The sequence below is a fragment of the Dactylosporangium sp. CA-139066 genome (genome assembly GCF_050936175.1).
Taxonomy (GTDB): Bacteria; Actinomycetota; Actinomycetes; order Mycobacteriales; family Micromonosporaceae; genus Dactylosporangium.
In genome coordinates, this window is record NZ_JBNJNH010000001.1 from 563,757 (window position 1) to 582,747 (window position 18,991).

Below are 18,991 nucleotides of genomic sequence, written 5' to 3' on the forward strand. Positions count from 1 at the left end.
ACATGAAGCGCACCACGCCCCGCGTGGCCGGCGCGGCCCTCCTGGGCCTCGTCGTGGCTGTCGGCTCCGGACTGGGCAACCCGGTCTTAGCCGATGACCCGGCCACGCTTACCGGCATCATCCTCGGGGTCGGCGCGAACGAGTCCCAGCGGATCGTCACCTGGTACTCCTCGGCCGACACCACCCAGAAGGTCCAGCTCGCCCCGACCTCGGCGCTGGTCAACGGCGACTTCCCGGCGTCGGCGGCCACCTTCGCCGCCATCGGCGGGGCCAACATCGCCACGAGCGGCGGCTTCAACCGCCACGCGACCCTGACCGGCCTGCAGGAGCACACCGCGTACTCCTACCGGGTCGGCACCGACGGCAACTGGTCGCCGGCGTACGCGTTCAAGACGCAGGACTTCGAAGGCGACTACGACTTCCTGTTCTACGGCGACCCGCAGATCGGCTCCTCCGGCGATGTCGCCAAGGACCAGGCGGGCTGGCAGGACACGCTCGACGTGTCGCTGGCGGCCAACCCGAACGCCGAGCTGCTGGTGTCCGGCGGTGACCAGGTCGAGACGGCGAACACCGAGACGCAGTGGAACGCCTTCCTCGCCCCCGACAAGCTGCGGCAGTACCCGTGGGCGGCGACGATCGGCAACCACGACGTCGGCGGCAAGGCCTACGAGCAGCACCTGTTCACCCCGAACACCGACCGGTCGGGCCCGCTGTACGCCAACGGCAACCCGGCGTCGAACACGTCCGGCGGCGACTACTGGTACATCTACAAGGACGTGCTGTTCATCGACCTGAACAGCAACAGCTACACCACCACGTCCGGCGGCGGCGGCGACGCGGCGCACCTGGCCTACGTCTCCGACGTCATCCAGCAGCACGGCGGCGAGGCGAAGTGGAAGGTCCTGGTGTACCACCACGCCATCTACTCGCCGGCCGACCACGCCAAGGACGGGGACAACAAGGCGCGCCGGGTCGACTTCCCGACCGCGTTCTCCAACCTCGGCGTCGACCTGGTGCTGCAGGGCCACGACCACAGCTACTCCCGCAGCTACCTGATCAAGAACGGCGCGAAGGCGAACCCGGACGAGCAGCCCGGCGCCGCCGACGTGTACCCCGGCCCGGGCGGCGTGCTCTACGTGACCGGCAACTCGGCCTCGGGCTCGAAGTACTACGACATCACCGCGCCCGACAACAGCGGCACCAGCGGCGCCGGCAACGGTGCCGACCCGCTGAACCCGAACAACTACTGGTACAACTCGGTCCAGAACCAGGAGCACGTCCGCTCCTACGTGAAGGTCCAGGTCCGGGGCGACAAGCTCGTCGTGCAGAACATCCGCTCCGGCACCTGCGCGGCGCCGAACGCGGCCGTCGAGCGCGGCAATGTCAAGTGGTGCAACAACACCGACGCGGCCCAGCCGGTCGGGTCCATCGTGGACAACGTGACCGTCCACCCGTACCACGGCGACGGCCAGCAGCTGCAGGTCAACGTGCCCAACGCCGCCCCCGGCGAGTTCGGCTGGTCGATCGGCGGCTACAACGGCCTCGTCGACCTCGGCACCGCCGAGGAGCACAACGGCGACTACTTCCAGGCCAGCGGCCACCTGAACCCGATCGTGGTGACCGACAGCCGGCGCTCGCTGGCGCCGTGGTCGATCTCGGCCAGCGTGAGCGATTTCCGCGACGGCGCGAAGTCGTTCCCGGGCTCGTACCTGGGCTGGACGCCGAAGGTCCTCGTCGCCGGCGTCGGCGCCCAGGCCAGCGCCGCGGTGCCGTCCGGGTACGACGTCCAGGGCGGTGGGCTGGACGTGTCCCGCCCGCTCGCCTGGGCCGACCAGGGCCACCCGCGGGGCACGGCCGAGGTCGGGGCCGACCTCGACCTGAAGATCCCGGCCAGCTCCGACAAGGGCGACTACCGCGCCACCCTCACGATCACCGCGCTGAGCAGCTGATCGGCTGATGCACCATCCGGCGGGGCGGGCCCGGCCCTCCCCGCCGGCCTCTTCCGTCCCACCCACCCCGAGGACTCCAGATGCAGCTGCGGAAGACCACCCTTCGCACCGCCGTCGCGGCGCTGCTCGCCGCCGTCGCGATCGCCGGCCCGGGCGCCGCCCCCGCGCTCGCCGAGGACGACGTGGCCTGGACCGTCCGGACCGCCTCCAACACCTACGGCGCCGACCGGTCGAGCTACAGCTACGCCGTGAACCCCGGCGGCCAGGTCAAGGACGCCATGGTCGTGGCCAACCGCGGCAAGGCCCCGCTGAACCTGACCGTGTACGCCGGCGACGGCTACACCACCGGCGGCGGCCACCTCGACCTGGTCACCCGCGACAAGAAGTCCGTCGCCGTCGGCGCCTGGCTCAAGGCCGACGCCGCCACGGTCGCGATCCAGCCGGGACAGACCGCCGAGGTGCCGTTCACGCTTTCCGTCCCCGCCAACGCCACGCCCGGCGACTATGCTGGCGGCATCGTCACCTCGCTGGTCCAGCCCGACGCGGCGCAGAGCATCAACGTCGAGCGGCGCCTCGGCATCCGCGTCAAGCTGCGCGTCGGCGGCGACCTGCACCCCGCGCTCGCCGTGGAGGGCCTGACGGTGACCTACGCCGGCGGCGACGCCACCGTGACGTACACCATCCACAACACCGGCAACGCCATCCTCTCCGCGCAGCAGTCGGCGTCGGTGGCCGGCCCGTTCGGCTGGTGGCGCCGCGACGCGGGCGCGATCTCGGCGCCCCCGGAGCTGCTGCCGGGCGAGTCGTGGCCGGTGAAGGCGACCGTGCACGGCGTCGACCGGGCGCTCCTGCTGACCGCGACCGTGACGCTCACGCCCCGCCTGACCGACGAGTCGGGCTCCACGACGTCGCTGCCGGACGTCACGGCCTCCGCGGACACCTGGGTCGTGCCGTGGACCGCGCTGATCCTTCTCGTCGTGGTGATCGCGCTCGTCGCCGGCGGGTTCCTGCTGCTGCGGCGCAACCGCGCGCGGGGCCGGGCGCGCGAGGACGCCCGGGTGAAGGAGGCGGTCGAGCAGGCGCTCGCCGCCGAGAAGTCCAAGTCGAAGGCGGGCTGAGCCCGGGATGAGCGACCGGCGCCGGACCGCCGCGGGGATCGGGGCGGCCGCGCTGGCCTGCGCCGGATATGCGCTCTATGCCCTGATCAAGAGCCAGAATCTGCGGCAACGGTACGGCAACGACGACCGCATCCTGATCCAGGTGCTGTATGCCGTGGCCGGCCTGGCCCTCGCGGTCGTCCTCGCCGGCTGGGCGGTGTCGGCGCTGCGCCACGGGCGCCCGCCGCTGCGGTCGGGCTGGGCGATCGCCGCCGTCGCCACGCTGCTCGCGGCGCTGGTCGCGTTCGCGTACGACGGCGGCCGCCTCGCCGCCGACCACTACCGCGCCGCCCCCGGGCGCGGCGGTGTGCACGGCACGCTCGCCGTCGACTCGTGCACGGCCCAGGAGTACGGCTTCGAGTGCACCGGCACCTTCCGCGCCGACGACGAGTCGTTCACCGTCGAACGGGTCAGCGCGTGGCCGGACACCGACCCGGGGTCCACGATGGACGGCTGGGTGAGCGGCCCCCGGCCCCTGGCCATGTTCGACGGCGCGCCCGGCGGCTGGCGCGACGACCTCGTCCCGCTGTACGTGCTGGGCGGGCTCTGGCTGGCCCTGGCCGGATTCCTCGGCGTGCTCGTCGCGCGCCGGGTCCGGTTCAGGCCGCCGGCGGCGTGACCGCGTAGACCGGCGCCGAGCGCGGCGAGCGGATGCCGATCAGGCCGCGGGAGTAGACCGCGAACGCGTACTCGGTCGAGCCCCGCAGGCCCCGCAGGGTCACGCCGGCCGAGGCGGTCGACAGGAGCCGGGTCTCGGACGCGCCGTGAACGGCCACGACCTGATACGTGGTACCGCTGGGGCCCCGCTTCCAGGTCAGCCGCACGGTGCCCGGGGTCACCTCCACGACTTTGACCTGTGCCGGGGCGCCCCGCGGGGCCGTCGGGGCACCCGCCGTACCGTTGCGATAGATCGTGGCTTCTCTCGTGTCCGTCGAGATGCCGTTGGGGCCGGTCAGGAACCGGTTGCCCCAGGCCGTGCGGCTGGCCGGGTCGAAGTCGTGTACCAGGTCCAGATAGCTGTACTGCGACTGGTTCCCGCTCCACGACCAGCCCATGTAGCCCACGTCGTGGGCCTCGGCGTAGCCCATGATGGCGTCCTCGTCGGGGTCGCCCCACTGGTGCTCGCCGGAGAACTCGCCGATGAGGATGCCCAGCCTCCGGCTGGTGAACGACGTCAGGTACGAGTTGACCTTCGCGGCGTTGTCGAACTCGCCGTACATGTGGATGTCGAAGATCGTGTTGCCGGTCGGGTCCGCCGCGTGGACCTTCTCGGCGTTGTCGCGCATGACGAACGCCTCGTCCTGGCCCCACCCGGGCGCGTCGACCATGAGCGTGTGGCGGAACCCGGCGGCGCGCAGCTCGCGGACGGCGTCGCTCGTCTGCTGTACCCACGGCCAGTCCCCGCCCACCCCGAACGGCTCGTTGGCGATGTTGACGATGATGTGGTCCTCCTGGCCGCGCAGCTGCGGCAGCAGCCCGATCCAGAAGCGCACCGCCTCGGCGACGGTGGTCGCCTTCTTGTCCTGGCCCCAGCCGGTGGTGTCGTGCGCGTCGAGGATGCAGATGAGGCGGTTCTGCCGGCAGAGCGCGACGATCGTGGCGACCTCCTCCGGCCTGGTCCGGCGGAACTGGTGCCCCATGCCCAGCGGCACCCGCACCGCGTTGGCCCCGGCCGCCTTGATCTGCGCGAACGTGCCGTTCTTGTCGGGGTACCAGATGAAGTCGTGGTTGACCCCGCGCAGCACCAGGTCGCTGCCGTTGGCCTCGACCAGCCGCCCGTCGCGGACCCGGATGGCCGGCGCCGATGCGGCCGGCGCCGCCTCCGCGGCCGCCGGGGCGGGTGACAGCAGCACCACGGCCGCGGCGGTCAGGGCCAGCGCCAGCACGCTCCTCATGGCTGGGGCGGCTACCCGGGGCGGCCGGAGCGTACCCGGCGGCCGGGGTGAACCGCCGGGCCGGCGAACCGCCTACGACAGGGGCATCGGGGCGGGAGACGGCACTTGGACGCCCTGGTCGAGCGCCTCCTCGACGGCCGCCTCGGCGATGCGCTCGAGGACGGCGGCGAGCATGACGAGGGTGTCGTCGTCGAGGCGGTCGAGCACGCGGCGCTGGGCCCGGGTGCCGCCGTCGGTGATCTCGGCCAATGTCTCGCGGCCGGTGGGGGAGAGGTGGATGCGACGGATGCGGCGGTCGTGCTGATCCTCCGTGCGCGTCACATAACCCTGCGCGACGAGCCGATCAACGATGCCGGACACCGTGGCCAGGCTCACACCCAGGTGCCGGGTGAGCTCCTGGGAGGAGATCCCGTCGTGCCGGGAGAGCAGTAACAGCACCTTGAGCTGCTGCATTGTGAGGTTTACTGAGAACAGCGGATTGGAGCGGTCGTAGGCGAGCAGGACGCGCATCCGCTCCTCGGCCTTCGCGACGCGGTGCAGGAGCGCTTCCCTGTGAGTGTTCACAGGAATGTTTTACCCCCTGGATAAACTTTGCGCGAGGCGAACGGTTAGCATCGCACGAACTAACGTCTGTCTTAAGCCGATCGGAAGAGACTCCAGACATGTCGTTCCTCGCCCGGCTCAGTTTGGCGAACCGGGGGCTGGTCGCGATCATCGCGATCGTCGTCCTGGGCTTCGGCGCCATTGCCATCCCGAAACTGAAACAACAGTTGATCCCCTCGATCGACTTTCCGGCCGCCTTCGTGGTCGCGCCCTACCCGGGCGTCTCGCCGGAACTCGTGGAGGAGCAGGTCACCAAGCCGATCGAGAGCGCGCTGCAGGGCGTGCCCGGCCTGACCGACATCCACTCCACCAGCCGCGAGGGGGCGGCCACGGTGCAGGTGTCGTTCGAGTTCGGATCCTCGATCGACGACATCACCAACAAGATGAACACGGCCATCACGCGCATCAAGTCGCAGCTGCCGGCCACCGTCGAGCCGCAGGTCATCGCCGGCTCCACGGACGACCTGCCGGCCGTGGTGCTCGCCGCCTCCCGCTCCGGCGACCAGATCGCCTTCGCGCAGCAGCTCAACCAGATCGTGGTGCCCGCGCTGCAGGGGATCGAGGGTGTACGCCAGGTCGAGGTGACCGGCGCCGAGACGCAGAACGTGGTCATCACGCTCAACCCGGCGAAGGCCGGCCCGGCCGGCGTCAACGCCCAGTCGCTGACCACCGCGCTCAAGTCCAACGGCGTCTCGTTCCCCGCCGGCACCCTGACCGAGGGCGACAAGTCCCTGGCGGTCCAGGTCGGCGGCACGCTGAACACGCTTGACGAGCTCAAGAACCTCAACGTCACGCCGACCGCGAAGCTCTCCGACGTGGCCACGGTCGAGCTCAAGGCGGTCGAGGCGACCTCGATCACCCGCACCGACGGCAAGCCCAGCCTCGGCATCTCGGTCACCGCCGCGCCCGACGGCAACGCCGTGAAGATCAGCCACGCGGTCCAGGACAAGCTCGCCGACCTGCAGAAGTCCCTCGGCGGCGACACGCGGATCACGACGATCTTCGACCAGGCGCCGGACGTCGAGAAGGCCATCAAGAGCCTGTCCACCGAGGGCGCGCTCGGCCTGCTCTTCGCCGTGATCGTGATCCTGGTGTTCCTGCTGTCGATCCGCTCGACGCTGGTCACCGCGGTGTCGATCCCGCTGTCGGTGATCGTCGCGCTGATCGGGCTGTGGGTCGGCGACTACTCGCTCAACCTGCTCACGCTCGGCGCGCTCACCATCGCCGTCGGCCGCGTCGTCGACGACTCGATCGTGGTGCTCGAGAACATCAAACGACATCTGGAGTACGGCGAGGCCAAGGTCCACGCCATCCTCACCGGCGTCAAGGAGGTGACCGGCGCCGTCGTCGCCTCGACGCTGACCACGGTCGCCGTCTTCCTCCCGATCGGCCTCGTCGGCGGCCTCGCCGGCGAGCTGTTCCGGCCCTTCGCGGTCACCATCGCGGTGGCGCTGCTCGCCTCGCTGTTCGTCGCGCTGACCGTGGTGCCGGTCCTGGCGTACTGGTTCCTGAAGCCGCCGCGGGCCCTCTCGGACGAGGAGCGCGAGGCGATCGAGGCCAAGGCGCTGGAGAAGGAGCGCCGCAGCCCGCTGCAGCGCACCTACGTGCCGCTCATCAGCCTGGTGACGCGCAGCCGGGCGACCCGCTGGGTCACCGTCGCCGTCGCGATCTTCGTGTTCTTCGGCACGATGGTCCTGGCCACGCAGCTGAAGACCAACTTCATCGACCAGTCCGGCCAGACGCAGTTCTCCATCTCGCAGCAGCTGCCGCTGGGCTCGAGCCTGGCCACGACCGACGCCGCGGCCAAGAAGATCGAGGACATGCTGGCCGGCCGCAGCGACATCGAGGCGTACCAGGCGACCATCGGCGCCTCGGCCGGCTTCGGCTTCGCCGGCGCCCAGTCGGGCAACACGGCCAACTTCAACGTCACCGCCAAGCAGGGCACCGACGTCGAGAAGGTCATGGACCAGCTGCGCGCCCAGGTCGCCGCGGCCGGCACCGGCCTCGGCACCGTGAAGCTCACCGCTGGCGGCGGGGGCGGCGGCAACGACCAGCTCGAGGTCATCGTCAAGGCCAACAACCCCGACGACCTGGCCAAGGCGGCCGGGCAGGTCGAGCAGGTCATGAAGGACATGCCCGACGACATCGCCGACGTGGAGAGCAACCTCGCGGCCAGCAACCCGCGCATCGACGTGCACGTCAAGCGGGAGGCGGCGGCGAAGTACGGCCTGTCGGACGCGGCGGTCGGCGGGATCGTCTCCGCGGCGTACCGCGGCCAGACGCTCACGCAGCTCAACGTCGACGGCTCGCAGCGCGACCTGGTGCTGCGCATGGGCCCCGCGCCCGCGTCGCTGGACCAGCTCAAGGCGCTGACGATCCCGGTGCCCGGCACCCCGCCGTTCGTGCGCCTCGACCAGATCGCCGACGTCCAGCAGGGCAGCGGCCCGGTCGCCATCACGCGCATCGACGGCAACCGCAGCGCCTCGGTCACCGGCCGCTCCACGGGCGAGAGCCTCAGCACGGTCTCGGCCAACCTGAAGACGAAGCTCGACAAGCTGGCCCTCCCGGCCGGCGCGACGGTCGAGCTGGGCGGCGTCAGCCAGCAGCAGTCGGAGGCGTTCGGCCAGCTCGGCCTGGCCATGCTCGCCGCGATCGCGATCGTCTTCATCATCATGGTGGCGACGTTCCGCAGCGTGCTGCAGCCGCTGATCCTGCTGATCTCGATCCCGTTCGCCGCGACCGGCGCGATCGCGCTCCTGCTGATCTCCGGCACGGCCCTCGGCCTGCCCGCGATGATCGGCGTGCTGATGCTCATCGGCATCGTCGTCACCAACGCGATCGTGCTGATGGACCTCATCAACCAGTACCAGGAATCCGGCATGCCGGTCCGCGAGGCCGTCATCGAGGGCGGCCGGCGCCGCCTGCGCCCGATCCTCATGACCGCGGTGGCGACGATCTGCGCGCTGCTGCCCATGGCGATCGGCCTCACGGGCGAGGGCGGCTTCATCTCGCAGCCGCTCGCGATCGTGGTGATCGGCGGCCTGGTCACCTCGACCCTGCTCACCCTGGTCCTGGTCCCGACCCTCTACACGATGGTCGAGACCACGAAGGCGAAGCGCCGCGCCCGCCGCGAAGGCAAGCACGCGTCGCCTCTGACGGCCATCGAGGCGGACGGCGGCGAGTCCGACGGCCGCCACCGCGTCGACCCTCTCGAGCCGGCGCCGTCGCACTGACCCGCACCACCAACCGGCCGGCCGCTCCTTCGGGGCGGCCGGCCGCTTGTGTTTTTTCACCGCCTCCTCCCCGCAGGTCGCAGGCGGCACACCCCTCCATCTCCGCGCCCGCGCCCGTCCATCTCTGCGCGCTTTCCCTTGCGCGGGTCCATCCATCTCCGGGTCTCTGCACCTCCCTCCGCGCGTTCCTTGCGCCTCGAATCCTCTTCGCCGGACATATCCAAAATTTCGCCTATGTGAAGCCATTCGCGGCGACCCCTAAGGGTCTGTGACCGGCGCGACTCAGGGTTGCGTAAAGAGGTTTGCCGCGTAAAGTGGTTTACATGACCCCCGTCGATGACGATGCGCCACCGGCCTCGGCCGCCGAGTCGCTGGAGCTCATCCGCAGGGAGCAGGCCGCCGCGGCGCGCACGCTCGAGCTCAACCCGCTGCTCTACTACGTCCCCTGGGGCGCGGCCTGGCTCATCGGCTTCGGCCTGCTGTTCCTGCGCTACGGCCCCGACGGCCGCGTCTTCGTCGACCTGCCGGACTGGCTGCCGCTGGTCAGCCTGTTCGCGCTGATGGCGCTGGCCATGGCCACCACCACGGTCCTGACGGCGACCCGCGGCCGCGCCGTGCAGGGCCGCTCGTCGTGGCAGGGCACCGCATACGGCTTCACGTGGTTCTTCTCGTTCGCCGGCGTCGGCACCACGATGAGCCACTTCGCCCCGCTGCTGCCCGAGTCCGAGCGCGGCCTGCTGTGGGCGTGCGTCTCGGTCGGCGTCGTCAGCGCCCTCTATATGGCCGGCGCCGCCATCTGGATGTCCCGCGACATGTTCATCTTCGGCGCCTGGCTCACCGTGATCAACATCGCGGGCGTCCTGGCCGGCGCCGGCTGGCACTCGCTCATCATCTCGATCGGAGGCGGCGGCGGGCTGTGCCTGCTCGGCGTACTGCTGCGGCTGCGCGGCCGTCGATGACCGATCTCGATCCGGTGATCCACGTGCAGGCCCGCCTGCGCATCATGGCCGCGCTGTCGAGCCTCGGCGACGGCGACCGGATGACGTTCCCGAGGCTGCAACAGCTGCTCGACATGACCGCCGGCAATCTCTCGGTACACCTGACCAAGCTCGAACAGGCCGGCTACGTCGAGGTCGTGAAGTCCTTCCGCGGCCGCACCCCGACGACCTCGGCCGGCCTCACGCGCCGCGGCCGGGTCGCGTTCGACGACTACACCACCCAGCTCCGAGCCCTCATCGACCCACCCAAGGAGCCGTGACATGCTCGCCCGCACCGTCGAGGTCAGCCGTCGCTACGGCGACAATCTCGCCCTGGACCGCGTGTCCCTGGACATCCCGCCCGGCGGCGTCGTCGGGATGCTCGGCCCCAACGGCGCCGGCAAGTCGACGCTGATCAACCTGCTGGTCGGCCTGCGCCGCCCGACGAGCGGCACCGTCGAGCTCTTCGGCGGCGACCCGCGCGACCCGGCCCGCCGCCGCCAGATCGGCGTCACGCCGCAGGAGACCGGCCTGCCGTCCACCCTGCGCGTCCGCGAGTGCGTGGAGTTCGTCGCGAGGCATTTCCCGGATGCGGTACCGCAAGAGGAGCTCCTCGACCGCTTCGGCCTGACGGACGTCGCGCGCCGCCAGACCGGGGGCCTGTCGGGCGGCCAGAAGCGCCGCCTGGCCGTGGCGCTCGCCTTCGCCGGCCGCCCGCGCCTGGTCTTCCTCGACGAGCCCACCACCGGCCTGGACGTGCAGGCCCGCCGCGCCCTGTGGGACGCGGTGCGCGCCTTCGCCGACGAGGGCGGCACGGTCGTGCTCACCAGCCACTACCTCGAGGAGATCGAGGCGCTGGCGGACCGGGTCGTGGTCATCGGCCACGGCCGCGTCCTGGCCGACGACACCGTCGAGGCGATCCGCGCCATGGTCGGCATCCACCGCGTCAGCCTCGACGCCGCCGAAGCCGCCCTGCCCGAGCTGCCCGGCGTCGTCGGCGTCGAGCACGCCGACGGCCGCACCTCCCTGCTCACCCCCGACGCCGACCAGCTGGTGCGAGACCTCGTGCACGCGGGCGTACCGTTCCGCGGCCTCCAGGTGCAGCCCACCACGCTGGAAGAGGCGTTCCTCACGCTGACCGGAAGGTAACGCCATGTCGTCCCTGGCCCTGACCCACGCCCGCTTCCGCATCCTCGAGACGATCCGCATCCCCATCGCCGTGGTCGGCGGCGCCTTCTTCCCGGCCGCGTCGATGCTCTTCTTCGTCGTCCCCTTCGCCGGCGACGACCCGTCCGGCGCCACGTTCGCGACGGCCTCGATGGTCATGTTCGCCGTCATGACGAGCTCGCTCTTCACCTACGGCGTCGGCGTCTCGGAGGACCGCTCCCAGCCCTGGGACCCGTACACCCGCACCCTCCCCGCGGGCCCCGCCGCCGCCTTCGCCGGCCGCATCTTGTCGGGCCTGACCTTCATGGCCATCTCCCTGCTGCCGGTCGTCATCATCGGCTGGCTCTTCACCGCCGCCACCGCAACCCCGGCGGGCCTGCTCCTGGCACTGGCCGCGGTCGTGGCCGGCGCCCTCCCGTTCACGTTCATGGGCCTGGCGATCGGCTACGCCCTGCCGATGAAGGCCGCGCTGGCCGTCGCCCAGATCATCTTCTTCCCCCTGGCCTTCGGCGGCGGCCTGCTGTCGGCCCCCAGTCAGGCCCCCGCCTTCGTCGAGACCATCGCCCCGTACCTCCCGACACGCGGCGCCGTCGAACTCGTCTGGGCCGCGGTCGGCGACTTCCACGTCTCGACGACGTCGATGATCTCGCTGGCGGCATGGACGGTCGCGATGGCCGCCTTGGCCGCCTGGGCCTTCCGCCGCGACGAGGGCGCCCGCTTCAACTGACCGCCCGGCACCCTGGAACGACCGCTCCGTTCCTGCAACCACGCGCCCCAGCTCGGAGCGGACCGCTCTGTTCCAGCGACGCGCCCCGCGCTGGAGCGGACCGCTCCATTCCAGACCACGGGGCAACGGGGCAGAACGGATCACTCCGTTCTGGACGAAAAGCGGAACGCTCCGTTCCGGCCCGGACCAAAGTCCTGGCTGGAGCGGAGCGTTTCGTTTCGAAGCGTAGGAGCGGAGCCTTCCGTTCCCGAGAGCCGACTTCGAAGCGTAGGAGCGGAGCCTTTCGTTCCCGAGAGCCAATTCGAACCGTAGGAGCGGAGTCTTCCGTTCTCGATAGGCCGAACAGCGTCAGGGCTTGTGCGGGCAGCGGTGTATCGGCCGCCGCGGGATGCGAGCCGGCCGCCGGATCGAGACCAGCCGACCCGGCCGCAGCGCCGGCGCCTTCGCCGAGGCCGGCGCGCCCGAGGTCCCAGCCGACCGGGCGACCGCCGCGAGGTGCGAGGACAGCGCCGCATGCAACAGCGTCGGCGACGGCTGCGGCGCCACCGTGGACGGGTTCGCCCGGCGGTTCAGCGGCTGGTACGTCCGCTGCTGCGGCACAACCGGCCGCGGCCCCACGGCCCGCGCAACCCGGCGGCGCTCCGCCATCCCGGGCGGCGGCCCAGCAATTGCCGGGGCCGCCGCGGACGGCTCGACCGCGTCCTTCTCCGGCCGCGTCACGATGAACGCGACCACCGCCGCCACGACGACGGGAACCAGGTAGAGGAGGGCTCCGGCGTATTGCTCGGCCACGACGACTCCCAACGGCTGCGCACGACTGACCTGCGCAACGCTACGGATCCCGCCGCACTCACCGTGTCATCCGGTTGGGTCGCCCTGCAAGTCCGGGCGAGGTGCAGCTGCGGTGCAAACCCCGCGGTACCACTCGAACGACCTCCGCGGCGTGCGCTCCTGCGTGGCGAAGTCGACGTGCACCAGACCGAAGCGCTGCTCGTACCCCTCGGCCCACTCGAAGTTGTCCAGCAGCGACCACGTGCAGTAGCCGCGCACGTCGACGCCGGCGTCCATCGCGGCGCGGATCGCGCGCAGGTCGCCCGCGATGTAGTCGATGCGGAACTGGTCGTCGAAGGCGGGCCAGGAGCAGCCGCTCTCGGTGATCCAGATCGGCGGGAGCTTGTCGCCGTACCGGTCGCGCAGGCCCACCAGCAGCTCGCGCAGGCCGTCGGGGACGACTGGCCAGCCGAACGCCGTCTTGGGGTACCCCTCGATCTCCAGCCGCGCGAACGGCAGCGGATCGCCGGCCGGCGGCGCGGAGATGAGGCTCGGGTTGTAGTAGTTCACGCCGAGGGCCTCGAGCGGCTGCGAGATCACCTCGAGGTCGCCCTCCATGATGATCGAGTCGACGTCGGCGCTGGTCAGGAACTCGTAGCCGGGCGGGTACTCGCCGAGCAGGATCGGGTCCGTGAACAGGTGGTTCTGCACCAGGTCGTAGACGGCCGCGGCGAGCCGGTCCTCGTCCGAATCGCTGGACGGCCAGACGGGGGAGTGGTTGTTGGCGAGCGTGACCGGCGCCGACGACGTGCGCCGCAGCGCCGACACGGCGAGGCCGTGGCCGAGCAGCAGGTGGTGCACGACCGGCAGCTGGTCGGTCATCATCGTCAGGCCCGGCGCGTGGATGCCCTGGACGTGGCCGAGCGCGAAGTGGATGTACGGCTCGTTCAGGGTGATCCACAGCTTCACGCGGTCGCCGAGGCGCTCGCCGACGAGCTCGGCGTACTCCCCGAACCGCATCGCCGTGTCCCGGTTGGCCCAGCCGCCCTCGTCCTGCAGCGCCTGCGGCAGGTCCCAGTGGAAGAGCGTGACGAGCGGGTCGATGCCGCGCTCCGCCAGCCCGTCCACGAGCCGGTCGTAGAAGTCGAGGCCGGCGGCGTTGGCCGGCCCGCTGCCGGTCGGCTGGACGCGCGGCCACGCGATCGAGAACCGGTACGCCCCGACCCCCAGCCGCGACATCAGATCGAGGTCGGACTCCCACCGGTGGTAGTGGTCGCAGGCCACGTCGCCGGTGTCGCCGTTCAGGGTCCGGCCCGGCGTGTGGGCGAACGTGTCCCAGATGGACGGTCCGCGCCCGTCCTCGGCGACGGCGCCCTCGATCTGGTACGCGGCGGTGGACACGCCGAAGCGGAAGCCCGGCGGAAACTCAGGGAGATCCGGCATACGGCGCACGCTACCTCCTGAGGGCAAGATGGGGACATGGCACATGAAATCCCAGCGGTCGAGCTGGCCCCCGGCGTCAGCCTGCCGACCATCGGCTTCGGCACGTGGCAGATCCAGGGCCGGGCCGCGTACGAGTCGACCCGGGCCGCGCTGGACGCCGGCTACCGGCACATCGACACGGCCACCATGTACGGCAACGAGGAGGAGATCGGCCGGGCCCTGCGCGACAGCGGCCTGGACCGCTCCGAGGTCTTCATCACCACCAAGCTGCCGCCCTCCCAGGCGGGCCGGGAGCGCCAGACGATCGAGGCGAGCCTCAAGGCGCTCGGCGTGGACTTCGTCGACCTGTGGCTCATCCACTGGCCGCCAGCCCGCGGCAAGTCGCTGCCGACCTGGATCTCGCTGCTCGAGCAGCGCGACGCCGGACGCATCCGTACGGCCGGGGTGAGCAACTACGACAGCGACCTCATCGACGAGCTCATCCGCGAGACGGGCGAGACGCCGGTCGTCAACCAGGTCGCCTGGAGCCCGGCCCAGCACGACGAGAAGTTCCTCGACGACATGCGGCAGCGCCGGATCGTCGTGGAGGGCTACAGCTCGCTGAAGAACATGCCGCTGGACGACCCGCGGCTGGTCGCGATCGCCAAGGCGCACGACGCGACGGTTCCCCAGGTGGTACTGCGGTGGCAGCTCCACCACGACATCGTCATCATCCCGAAGTCCACCCGCGAGGCCCGTATGCGCGAGAACCTCTCGGTGCTGGGCTTCGAGCTGACCGCCGAGGAGATTGCGACGATCGACACGGGCTTCTAGGAGCGCCGCACCGACCGGTCGATCCGCGCCCGCCAGCCGCGCTCCTGCGGCTTGCGGCGCAGCCTGGCCAGGGCCGCCACCGCGCCGGCGGTGAGCTCCTCGAAGTCGAAGCCGGCGCGGTGCGTGCCCTTCTGGATCACGAAGGCCATCCCGGCCGAGTTGCTCACCGCCCATCCCGGCCGGGTGCCCACGCGATGGGCGGCGTTGGCGCCGTACGCCGTGACGAGTTGGATGTCGAACGGGTACCGCACCTCGCCGCCCTCGCGGGTCACCACGATCCGGGCCTGCGCCAGCGTGTCGTCGCGGTTGAACAGCGCCCGCCACCACCTGGTGCGCGGCGCCTCGACGACGACCTCGACGCCGTGGCCGTGCTCGCCGGCGTCACGGGCCTCGGCGACGCGCCGGACCAGGTCGACGACCCGGTCCGGCCGCGACCGCCGGAACGGCACCCACCTCTCCACGGCGCCAATCTTCGCGCACGCCGCGGGCGGGCAGTCCAGCCGATCAGCCGATTGGCGCCGCGCCCGGCACGGGCGTAGGCGGCGGCGGGTCGAGCACCACCGTCAGCGTCGCGAACGACGACTTGTTGCCGGCCGCGTCGAACGCGCGGACGCGGATGCCGAACGTGGTCTGCCCGGCCGGTCGCGGCTCGCTGTAGGTGGTGCCGGCAACGTTGCCGCCCCAGTCGGCGCCATGGAAGATTTGGTACCCCGAGACGCTGACGTTGTCCGTGGAGGCGGTCCACGTCCAGGTCACCGTCGTGGCGCTGATCGAGACGCGCAGGTCGGCCGGCACCGTCGGCGACCGCGCGTCGGAGTTCGGCCCGGGGTCGATGGCGACCATGCGGGTGATCGCCGCCGAGCGCAGCCCCGCCCCGTCGAACGCGACGACGCTGAAGGTGAACCCCCCGAAGCCGACCGGCGGCACGGTGAGGCTGGTCCGGCTGGTCGGCCCGTAGTGCTCGCCGTTGATGTACACGTCGTAGCCGGCCACGGCGACGTTGTCCGTGGCCGCCCCCCAGGTGAGCGTGAACCCGTTCGTACCGCCGCCGAACGACAGGCTCGGCGGCGCACTCGGCGCGACGGTGTCGGCCGGCCCGCCCGGCGTGATGACTGCGAACGCCGAGGCGTTCCCGGCCGCGTCGAGCGCCCGCACCCGATAGGTGATGACCATCGGCGGCGGCGTCGGCATGGAGTACTCCGTGCCGGTCACCGTCGCCGCGAGGTTCGCGCCCACGTACACCTCGTAGCCGCTCACCCCGGCGTCGTCGCTCGACGCGTCCCAGCGCAACGTGAACGTGTTCGTCGCGACCACCCCGCGCAGGTTGCCCGGCGTCGTCGGCGGCCGGATGTCCGCGCCGCCGCCGGTGCCCGTGCAGGACCCGCCGTTGAGCCGGCAGTTCAGCGGCCCCCCGGTACCGCCGGCGACGTACCCGAAGTTGGTGCTGCCCCCCGCCGCGACGGTGGCGTTCCAGCTCTCGCCGACGGCGAGGTAGTGGTCCCCGGTGCGCGTGATCCGCGCCCCCCAGAAGTTGCCGGCGACGGTCCCCGCCGGCAGGTCGAACTCGACCTGCCAGGTCAGCGGCCCGGCGGTCCCGTTGGCCATCGTGAACACCCCGACGTACCCGGTGTCCCATGCGCTCGACTTGACGAAGCTGGCGGTGGCCACCCCGGCGGCGGGTGCGGGCTCGGCGACGGCGGCGACCCCGGCCACGGCGACGGCGAGCCCCAGGAGGACCCGCCAAAGACCTCGATTCATGTCGATGTACGCTACGAATCTGATAGTGGCCGGTCAATGCCTGCCGAACGCACCCATTGTCGCGCCGGGTTTTGCCGCGGAACTTTCCCCGGGCCGGTTGCACCCGCTCCCGTCACAGCGCGATGAACCGCTTGAGCTTGCCCGTCGAGGCGTGCCGCGGGATCTGCTCGACGTTGCTGACGCTGATCTCGGGTTCGGACAGTCCGTACGGCGACAGCGAGGAGACCAGCGCCGCCGCCACCGCGGCCGCATCGGGCGACCCGACCACCAGCACGTCCGCCCCGCCCGCGGTCTGGCGCACCTGGTACTCCGAGATCAGCGGATCGGTGCCCAGCACGTGCCGGAACGCGCTCGCCGGGACCACTCGCCCGCCGTAGCGGAAGTCGTCGTCGCGCCGTCCGGCAACGTCGGCGACGCGCAGCATCGGGCTGCCGCACGGGCACGCTGCGGGCAGCAGCGTCACCTCGTCGCCGAGGTCGTAGCGGATGAACGGAAACGTGCGCCCGGCCAGCCCGGTCGCGAGCGTGCGCGCGGCCGGCTCATCGGGACGCACCGGGCGCCCGGCCGGATCGACACGCTCGAGGATCACCTCGTCCTCGCAGATGTGAAGGCCATCGCCCTGCCCGCAGCCGACCGCCTGGACGCCGATCTCGGTCGACCCCCAGAGGTTGTGGACCGGCGCGCCCCACGCGGCGCCGATCGCGTCGCGGTCCTCCTCGCTGAGCGGCTCGGAGTTCGTGCTCACCCGGACCGGCCGGATGTCCAGCTCACCCGCGATCGCGGCCCGGGCAAGGCGGCCGATCACCGAGGCGTAGCCCACGAGATGCGTCGGCCGGGCGTCCGACATCGCCCGCACGATCCGGTCGAACGGCGCCGCCGCCGGGACCACGACGGTCGCCGTCGACGGCTCGGTCGCGATGTCGAACAACGGCGTGCTGGCGTGCGGCGGCTCACCGGCCTCCAGTACCGCCAGCCGCGCCTCCCGCACGCCCGCCCCGCCGGCCCGCTCGGCGCGAGCCTGCCACCGCCACGCGAGACAGGCGAGCGTCACGAACTGCTCCCAATCCCATACGTACACCCCGCGCACGCCACTCGAACCGCCCGAGCTGAACACCTGGAGTCCGGTGGGCGTGTAGGAGTACCAACGCTGCTGAGCCAGCACCCGTTCGGCGCCGGCGCGATCGATGCCGGGCGTGGTGACGATCGCGTCCCACTCGTCCTGCGCCTCCTGCTTGACCATGGGCGGCAGCCGCGCGAGGTCCTCGACGGTCGCCGTGGCCGGGTCGATGCCGGCCATCCGGGCCGCGTGAAACGGCGAGCGCGCGCGAGCGTACGAGAGCAGCGAGCGCAGTCGCTGCGTCCGGTAGCGCTCGAGGCGAGGCCGCGGCCAGTCGAGCCGGGCCACATGGTCCTCGAGCGAGGCCCGCACCGCATGCAGGTGCGCCGCGCGCAGCTGCTCGTAAGCCGCCTTCCGGGCCTCGTCCGACATATCGCCAGCGTGCCCCGGCCACCTCCGCGCCGACACCGCAACGGGCGTTGATCGCCCTCCGGCATCAACGGTCATAGCCCCGTGACATACCCACCGACGGGCCCGCTCCCAGACTCGTCGGCGTGCCGCGTGGGCCGCCGGTTTGCTCATCGCCGGGCCGGCCGTGCTCGTCGCGGCGGTGGTCGGTGCACCGCGGCTCGCCGGGGGCGCCGACGCTGGTGGGCTCGGCCCGCTGCGACGGCGGCCAGGCGGGGACCGTGTCGCCGCGCCTGGCCGCATGTCACCGTCTGCCCTGGGTCACGGCTGCAGGTCGCGCAGCGGACCGTGGTCGTTCGGGAAGTTCTTCGTGCTCAGCGCCTGCACGCCCGCGGTGTGGTCGCCGTTGAAAGGTGTGGTCGAGCCCGTGCAGTGGGCCGCCACAGCATCCGCCGGCGAGTTGAACCACAGCCCGAGGTGATACTGGTGGACCGGGGCCGTCGCCGGGTTCGACGAGGCGTCCGAGGGGTGTACCACCGGCGCCGGCGCGGTGCCGGGCGCCACGCTGAACGTCTCGATGCTGAACCGGCCGACGAACGTGCCGGTGGCCACGCCCCACTTGTTGGAGTTCAGGTCGCCCTGGTACCAGGACATGCCGAACGGCGCGTTCGGCACCTGGATGACGAACAGATCGAAGTCCGTGTTCTTCGGCAGGCCGCTCGCAATGATCGTCATCACCTCGACCGACCCCTTCGACTGCACGGTGACCTCGGCCTTGGCCTTGGGCAGGCAATTGTCGCCCGCCGCCTCCGAGGCCGCGGACCGGACCATTTGGAAGTGGATCCTGGTGTGCTTGGCGCCGGTGGCCATGGCCGTTGCCCCGACGCCCGCGACGATCATTCCTGCGACGCCGAGGATGATGGCGGCGCGTTTGATGTGTTGCTTCATGTTGGCCTCCCTGTGTCGATCTTCTGTGTCGGTCTTTTTCGAGACATGCGGACAAACTGAGCAGGCGGGATCGACCCGCCTTCGT

Annotated in this window: 17 protein-coding genes; 9 read left to right on the top strand and 8 right to left on the bottom strand. The window is 71.3% G+C overall.

What is annotated here, in order from left to right:
* The first annotated feature begins 2 nt into the window (after nucleotides 1–2).
* The 3 genes from ACQEVU_RS02640 to ACQEVU_RS02650 all read left to right on the top strand — a co-directional run bounded on the left by ACQEVU_RS02640 (nucleotide 3) and on the right by ACQEVU_RS02650 (nucleotide 3,725).
* Nucleotides 3–1,949, top strand: a complete 1,947-nt coding sequence (locus ACQEVU_RS02640; RefSeq protein ID WP_433319951.1) for a fibronectin type III domain-containing protein — start codon at nucleotides 3–5, stop codon at nucleotides 1,947–1,949.
* A gap of 80 nt (nucleotides 1,950–2,029) precedes the next feature.
* A complete protein-coding gene (locus ACQEVU_RS02645; RefSeq protein ID WP_433319954.1) occupies nucleotides 2,030–3,067 on the top strand; it encodes a COG1470 family protein in 1,038 nt (345 codons plus the stop codon).
* 7 nt (nucleotides 3,068–3,074) lie between these two features.
* Nucleotides 3,075–3,725 (top strand): hypothetical protein, encoded by a 651-nt coding sequence (locus ACQEVU_RS02650; protein ID WP_433319957.1) that lies wholly within the window; start codon nucleotides 3,075–3,077, stop codon nucleotides 3,723–3,725.
* Here ACQEVU_RS02650 and ACQEVU_RS02655 read toward each other — a convergent pair.
* Together ACQEVU_RS02655 and ACQEVU_RS02660 are read right to left on the bottom strand one after the other, a co-directional pair.
* Nucleotides 3,706–5,001, bottom strand: a complete 1,296-nt coding sequence (locus tag ACQEVU_RS02655; RefSeq protein ID WP_433319960.1) for a cellulase family glycosylhydrolase — start codon at nucleotides 4,999–5,001, stop codon at nucleotides 3,706–3,708. The two genes, ACQEVU_RS02650 and ACQEVU_RS02655, sit on opposite strands and share 20 nt — an antisense overlap.
* Before the next feature lie 72 nt (nucleotides 5,002–5,073).
* Complete coding sequence (locus ACQEVU_RS02660; protein ID WP_433319963.1) at nucleotides 5,074–5,565, bottom strand: MarR family winged helix-turn-helix transcriptional regulator; 492 nt, start codon at nucleotides 5,563–5,565, stop codon at nucleotides 5,074–5,076.
* A 98-nt stretch (nucleotides 5,566–5,663) separates the two neighbouring features.
* On the opposite strand from ACQEVU_RS02660, the gene ACQEVU_RS02665 reads away from it, so the two are divergent.
* The 5 genes from ACQEVU_RS02665 to ACQEVU_RS02685 all read left to right on the top strand — a co-directional run bounded on the left by ACQEVU_RS02665 (nucleotide 5,664) and on the right by ACQEVU_RS02685 (nucleotide 11,708).
* Nucleotides 5,664–8,837 (top strand): efflux RND transporter permease subunit, encoded by a 3,174-nt coding sequence (locus ACQEVU_RS02665; protein WP_433319966.1) that lies wholly within the window; start codon nucleotides 5,664–5,666, stop codon nucleotides 8,835–8,837.
* Between the two features lie 323 nt (nucleotides 8,838–9,160).
* The gene (locus ACQEVU_RS02670) at nucleotides 9,161–9,796 is read left to right on the top strand and encodes a transporter (protein WP_433319969.1); all 636 of its coding nucleotides are present in this window, start codon (nucleotides 9,161–9,163) and stop codon (nucleotides 9,794–9,796) included.
* The gene (locus ACQEVU_RS02675; protein ID WP_433319972.1) at nucleotides 9,793–10,095 is read left to right on the top strand and encodes a transcriptional regulator; all 303 of its coding nucleotides are present in this window, start codon (nucleotides 9,793–9,795) and stop codon (nucleotides 10,093–10,095) included. Before ACQEVU_RS02670 ends, ACQEVU_RS02675 begins: the two co-directional genes overlap by 4 nt.
* A gap of 1 nt (nucleotide 10,096) precedes the next feature.
* Nucleotides 10,097–10,963, top strand: a complete 867-nt coding sequence (locus tag ACQEVU_RS02680) for an ABC transporter ATP-binding protein (protein WP_433319975.1) — start codon at nucleotides 10,097–10,099, stop codon at nucleotides 10,961–10,963.
* A 4-nt stretch (nucleotides 10,964–10,967) separates the two neighbouring features.
* The gene (locus ACQEVU_RS02685) at nucleotides 10,968–11,708 is read left to right on the top strand and encodes an ABC transporter permease (RefSeq protein ID WP_433319978.1); all 741 of its coding nucleotides are present in this window, start codon (nucleotides 10,968–10,970) and stop codon (nucleotides 11,706–11,708) included.
* Nucleotides 11,709–12,056: 348 nt separating this feature from the next.
* Here ACQEVU_RS02685 and ACQEVU_RS02690 read toward each other — a convergent pair whose 3' ends face one another.
* Nucleotides 12,057–12,500 (bottom strand): hypothetical protein, encoded by a 444-nt coding sequence (locus tag ACQEVU_RS02690; protein ID WP_433319981.1) that lies wholly within the window; start codon nucleotides 12,498–12,500, stop codon nucleotides 12,057–12,059.
* A gap of 66 nt (nucleotides 12,501–12,566) precedes the next feature.
* Complete coding sequence (locus tag ACQEVU_RS02695; RefSeq protein WP_433319984.1) at nucleotides 12,567–13,922, bottom strand: GH1 family beta-glucosidase; 1,356 nt, start codon at nucleotides 13,920–13,922, stop codon at nucleotides 12,567–12,569.
* 36 nt (nucleotides 13,923–13,958) lie between these two features.
* On the opposite strand from ACQEVU_RS02695, the gene ACQEVU_RS02700 reads away from it, so the two are divergent.
* On the top strand, nucleotides 13,959–14,735 hold the full coding sequence (locus ACQEVU_RS02700) for an aldo/keto reductase (protein WP_433319987.1): 777 nt from the start codon (nucleotides 13,959–13,961) through the stop codon (nucleotides 14,733–14,735).
* Here ACQEVU_RS02700 and ACQEVU_RS02705 read toward each other — a convergent pair.
* The 4 genes from ACQEVU_RS02705 to ACQEVU_RS02720 form a co-directional block, all read right to left on the bottom strand.
* A complete protein-coding gene (locus tag ACQEVU_RS02705) occupies nucleotides 14,732–15,196 on the bottom strand; it encodes a hypothetical protein (RefSeq protein WP_433319990.1) in 465 nt (154 codons plus the stop codon). The two genes, ACQEVU_RS02700 and ACQEVU_RS02705, sit on opposite strands and share 4 nt — an antisense overlap.
* A gap of 43 nt (nucleotides 15,197–15,239) precedes the next feature.
* A complete protein-coding gene (locus tag ACQEVU_RS02710; RefSeq protein ID WP_433319993.1) occupies nucleotides 15,240–16,493 on the bottom strand; it encodes a cellulose binding domain-containing protein in 1,254 nt (417 codons plus the stop codon).
* A 112-nt stretch (nucleotides 16,494–16,605) separates the two neighbouring features.
* Nucleotides 16,606–17,982 (bottom strand): phenylacetate--CoA ligase family protein, encoded by a 1,377-nt coding sequence (locus tag ACQEVU_RS02715; RefSeq protein ID WP_433319996.1) that lies wholly within the window; start codon nucleotides 17,980–17,982, stop codon nucleotides 16,606–16,608.
* A 297-nt stretch (nucleotides 17,983–18,279) separates the two neighbouring features.
* Complete coding sequence (locus tag ACQEVU_RS02720; protein ID WP_433319999.1) at nucleotides 18,280–18,906, bottom strand: hypothetical protein; 627 nt, start codon at nucleotides 18,904–18,906, stop codon at nucleotides 18,280–18,282.
* Nucleotides 18,907–18,991: the final 85 nt, after the last annotated feature.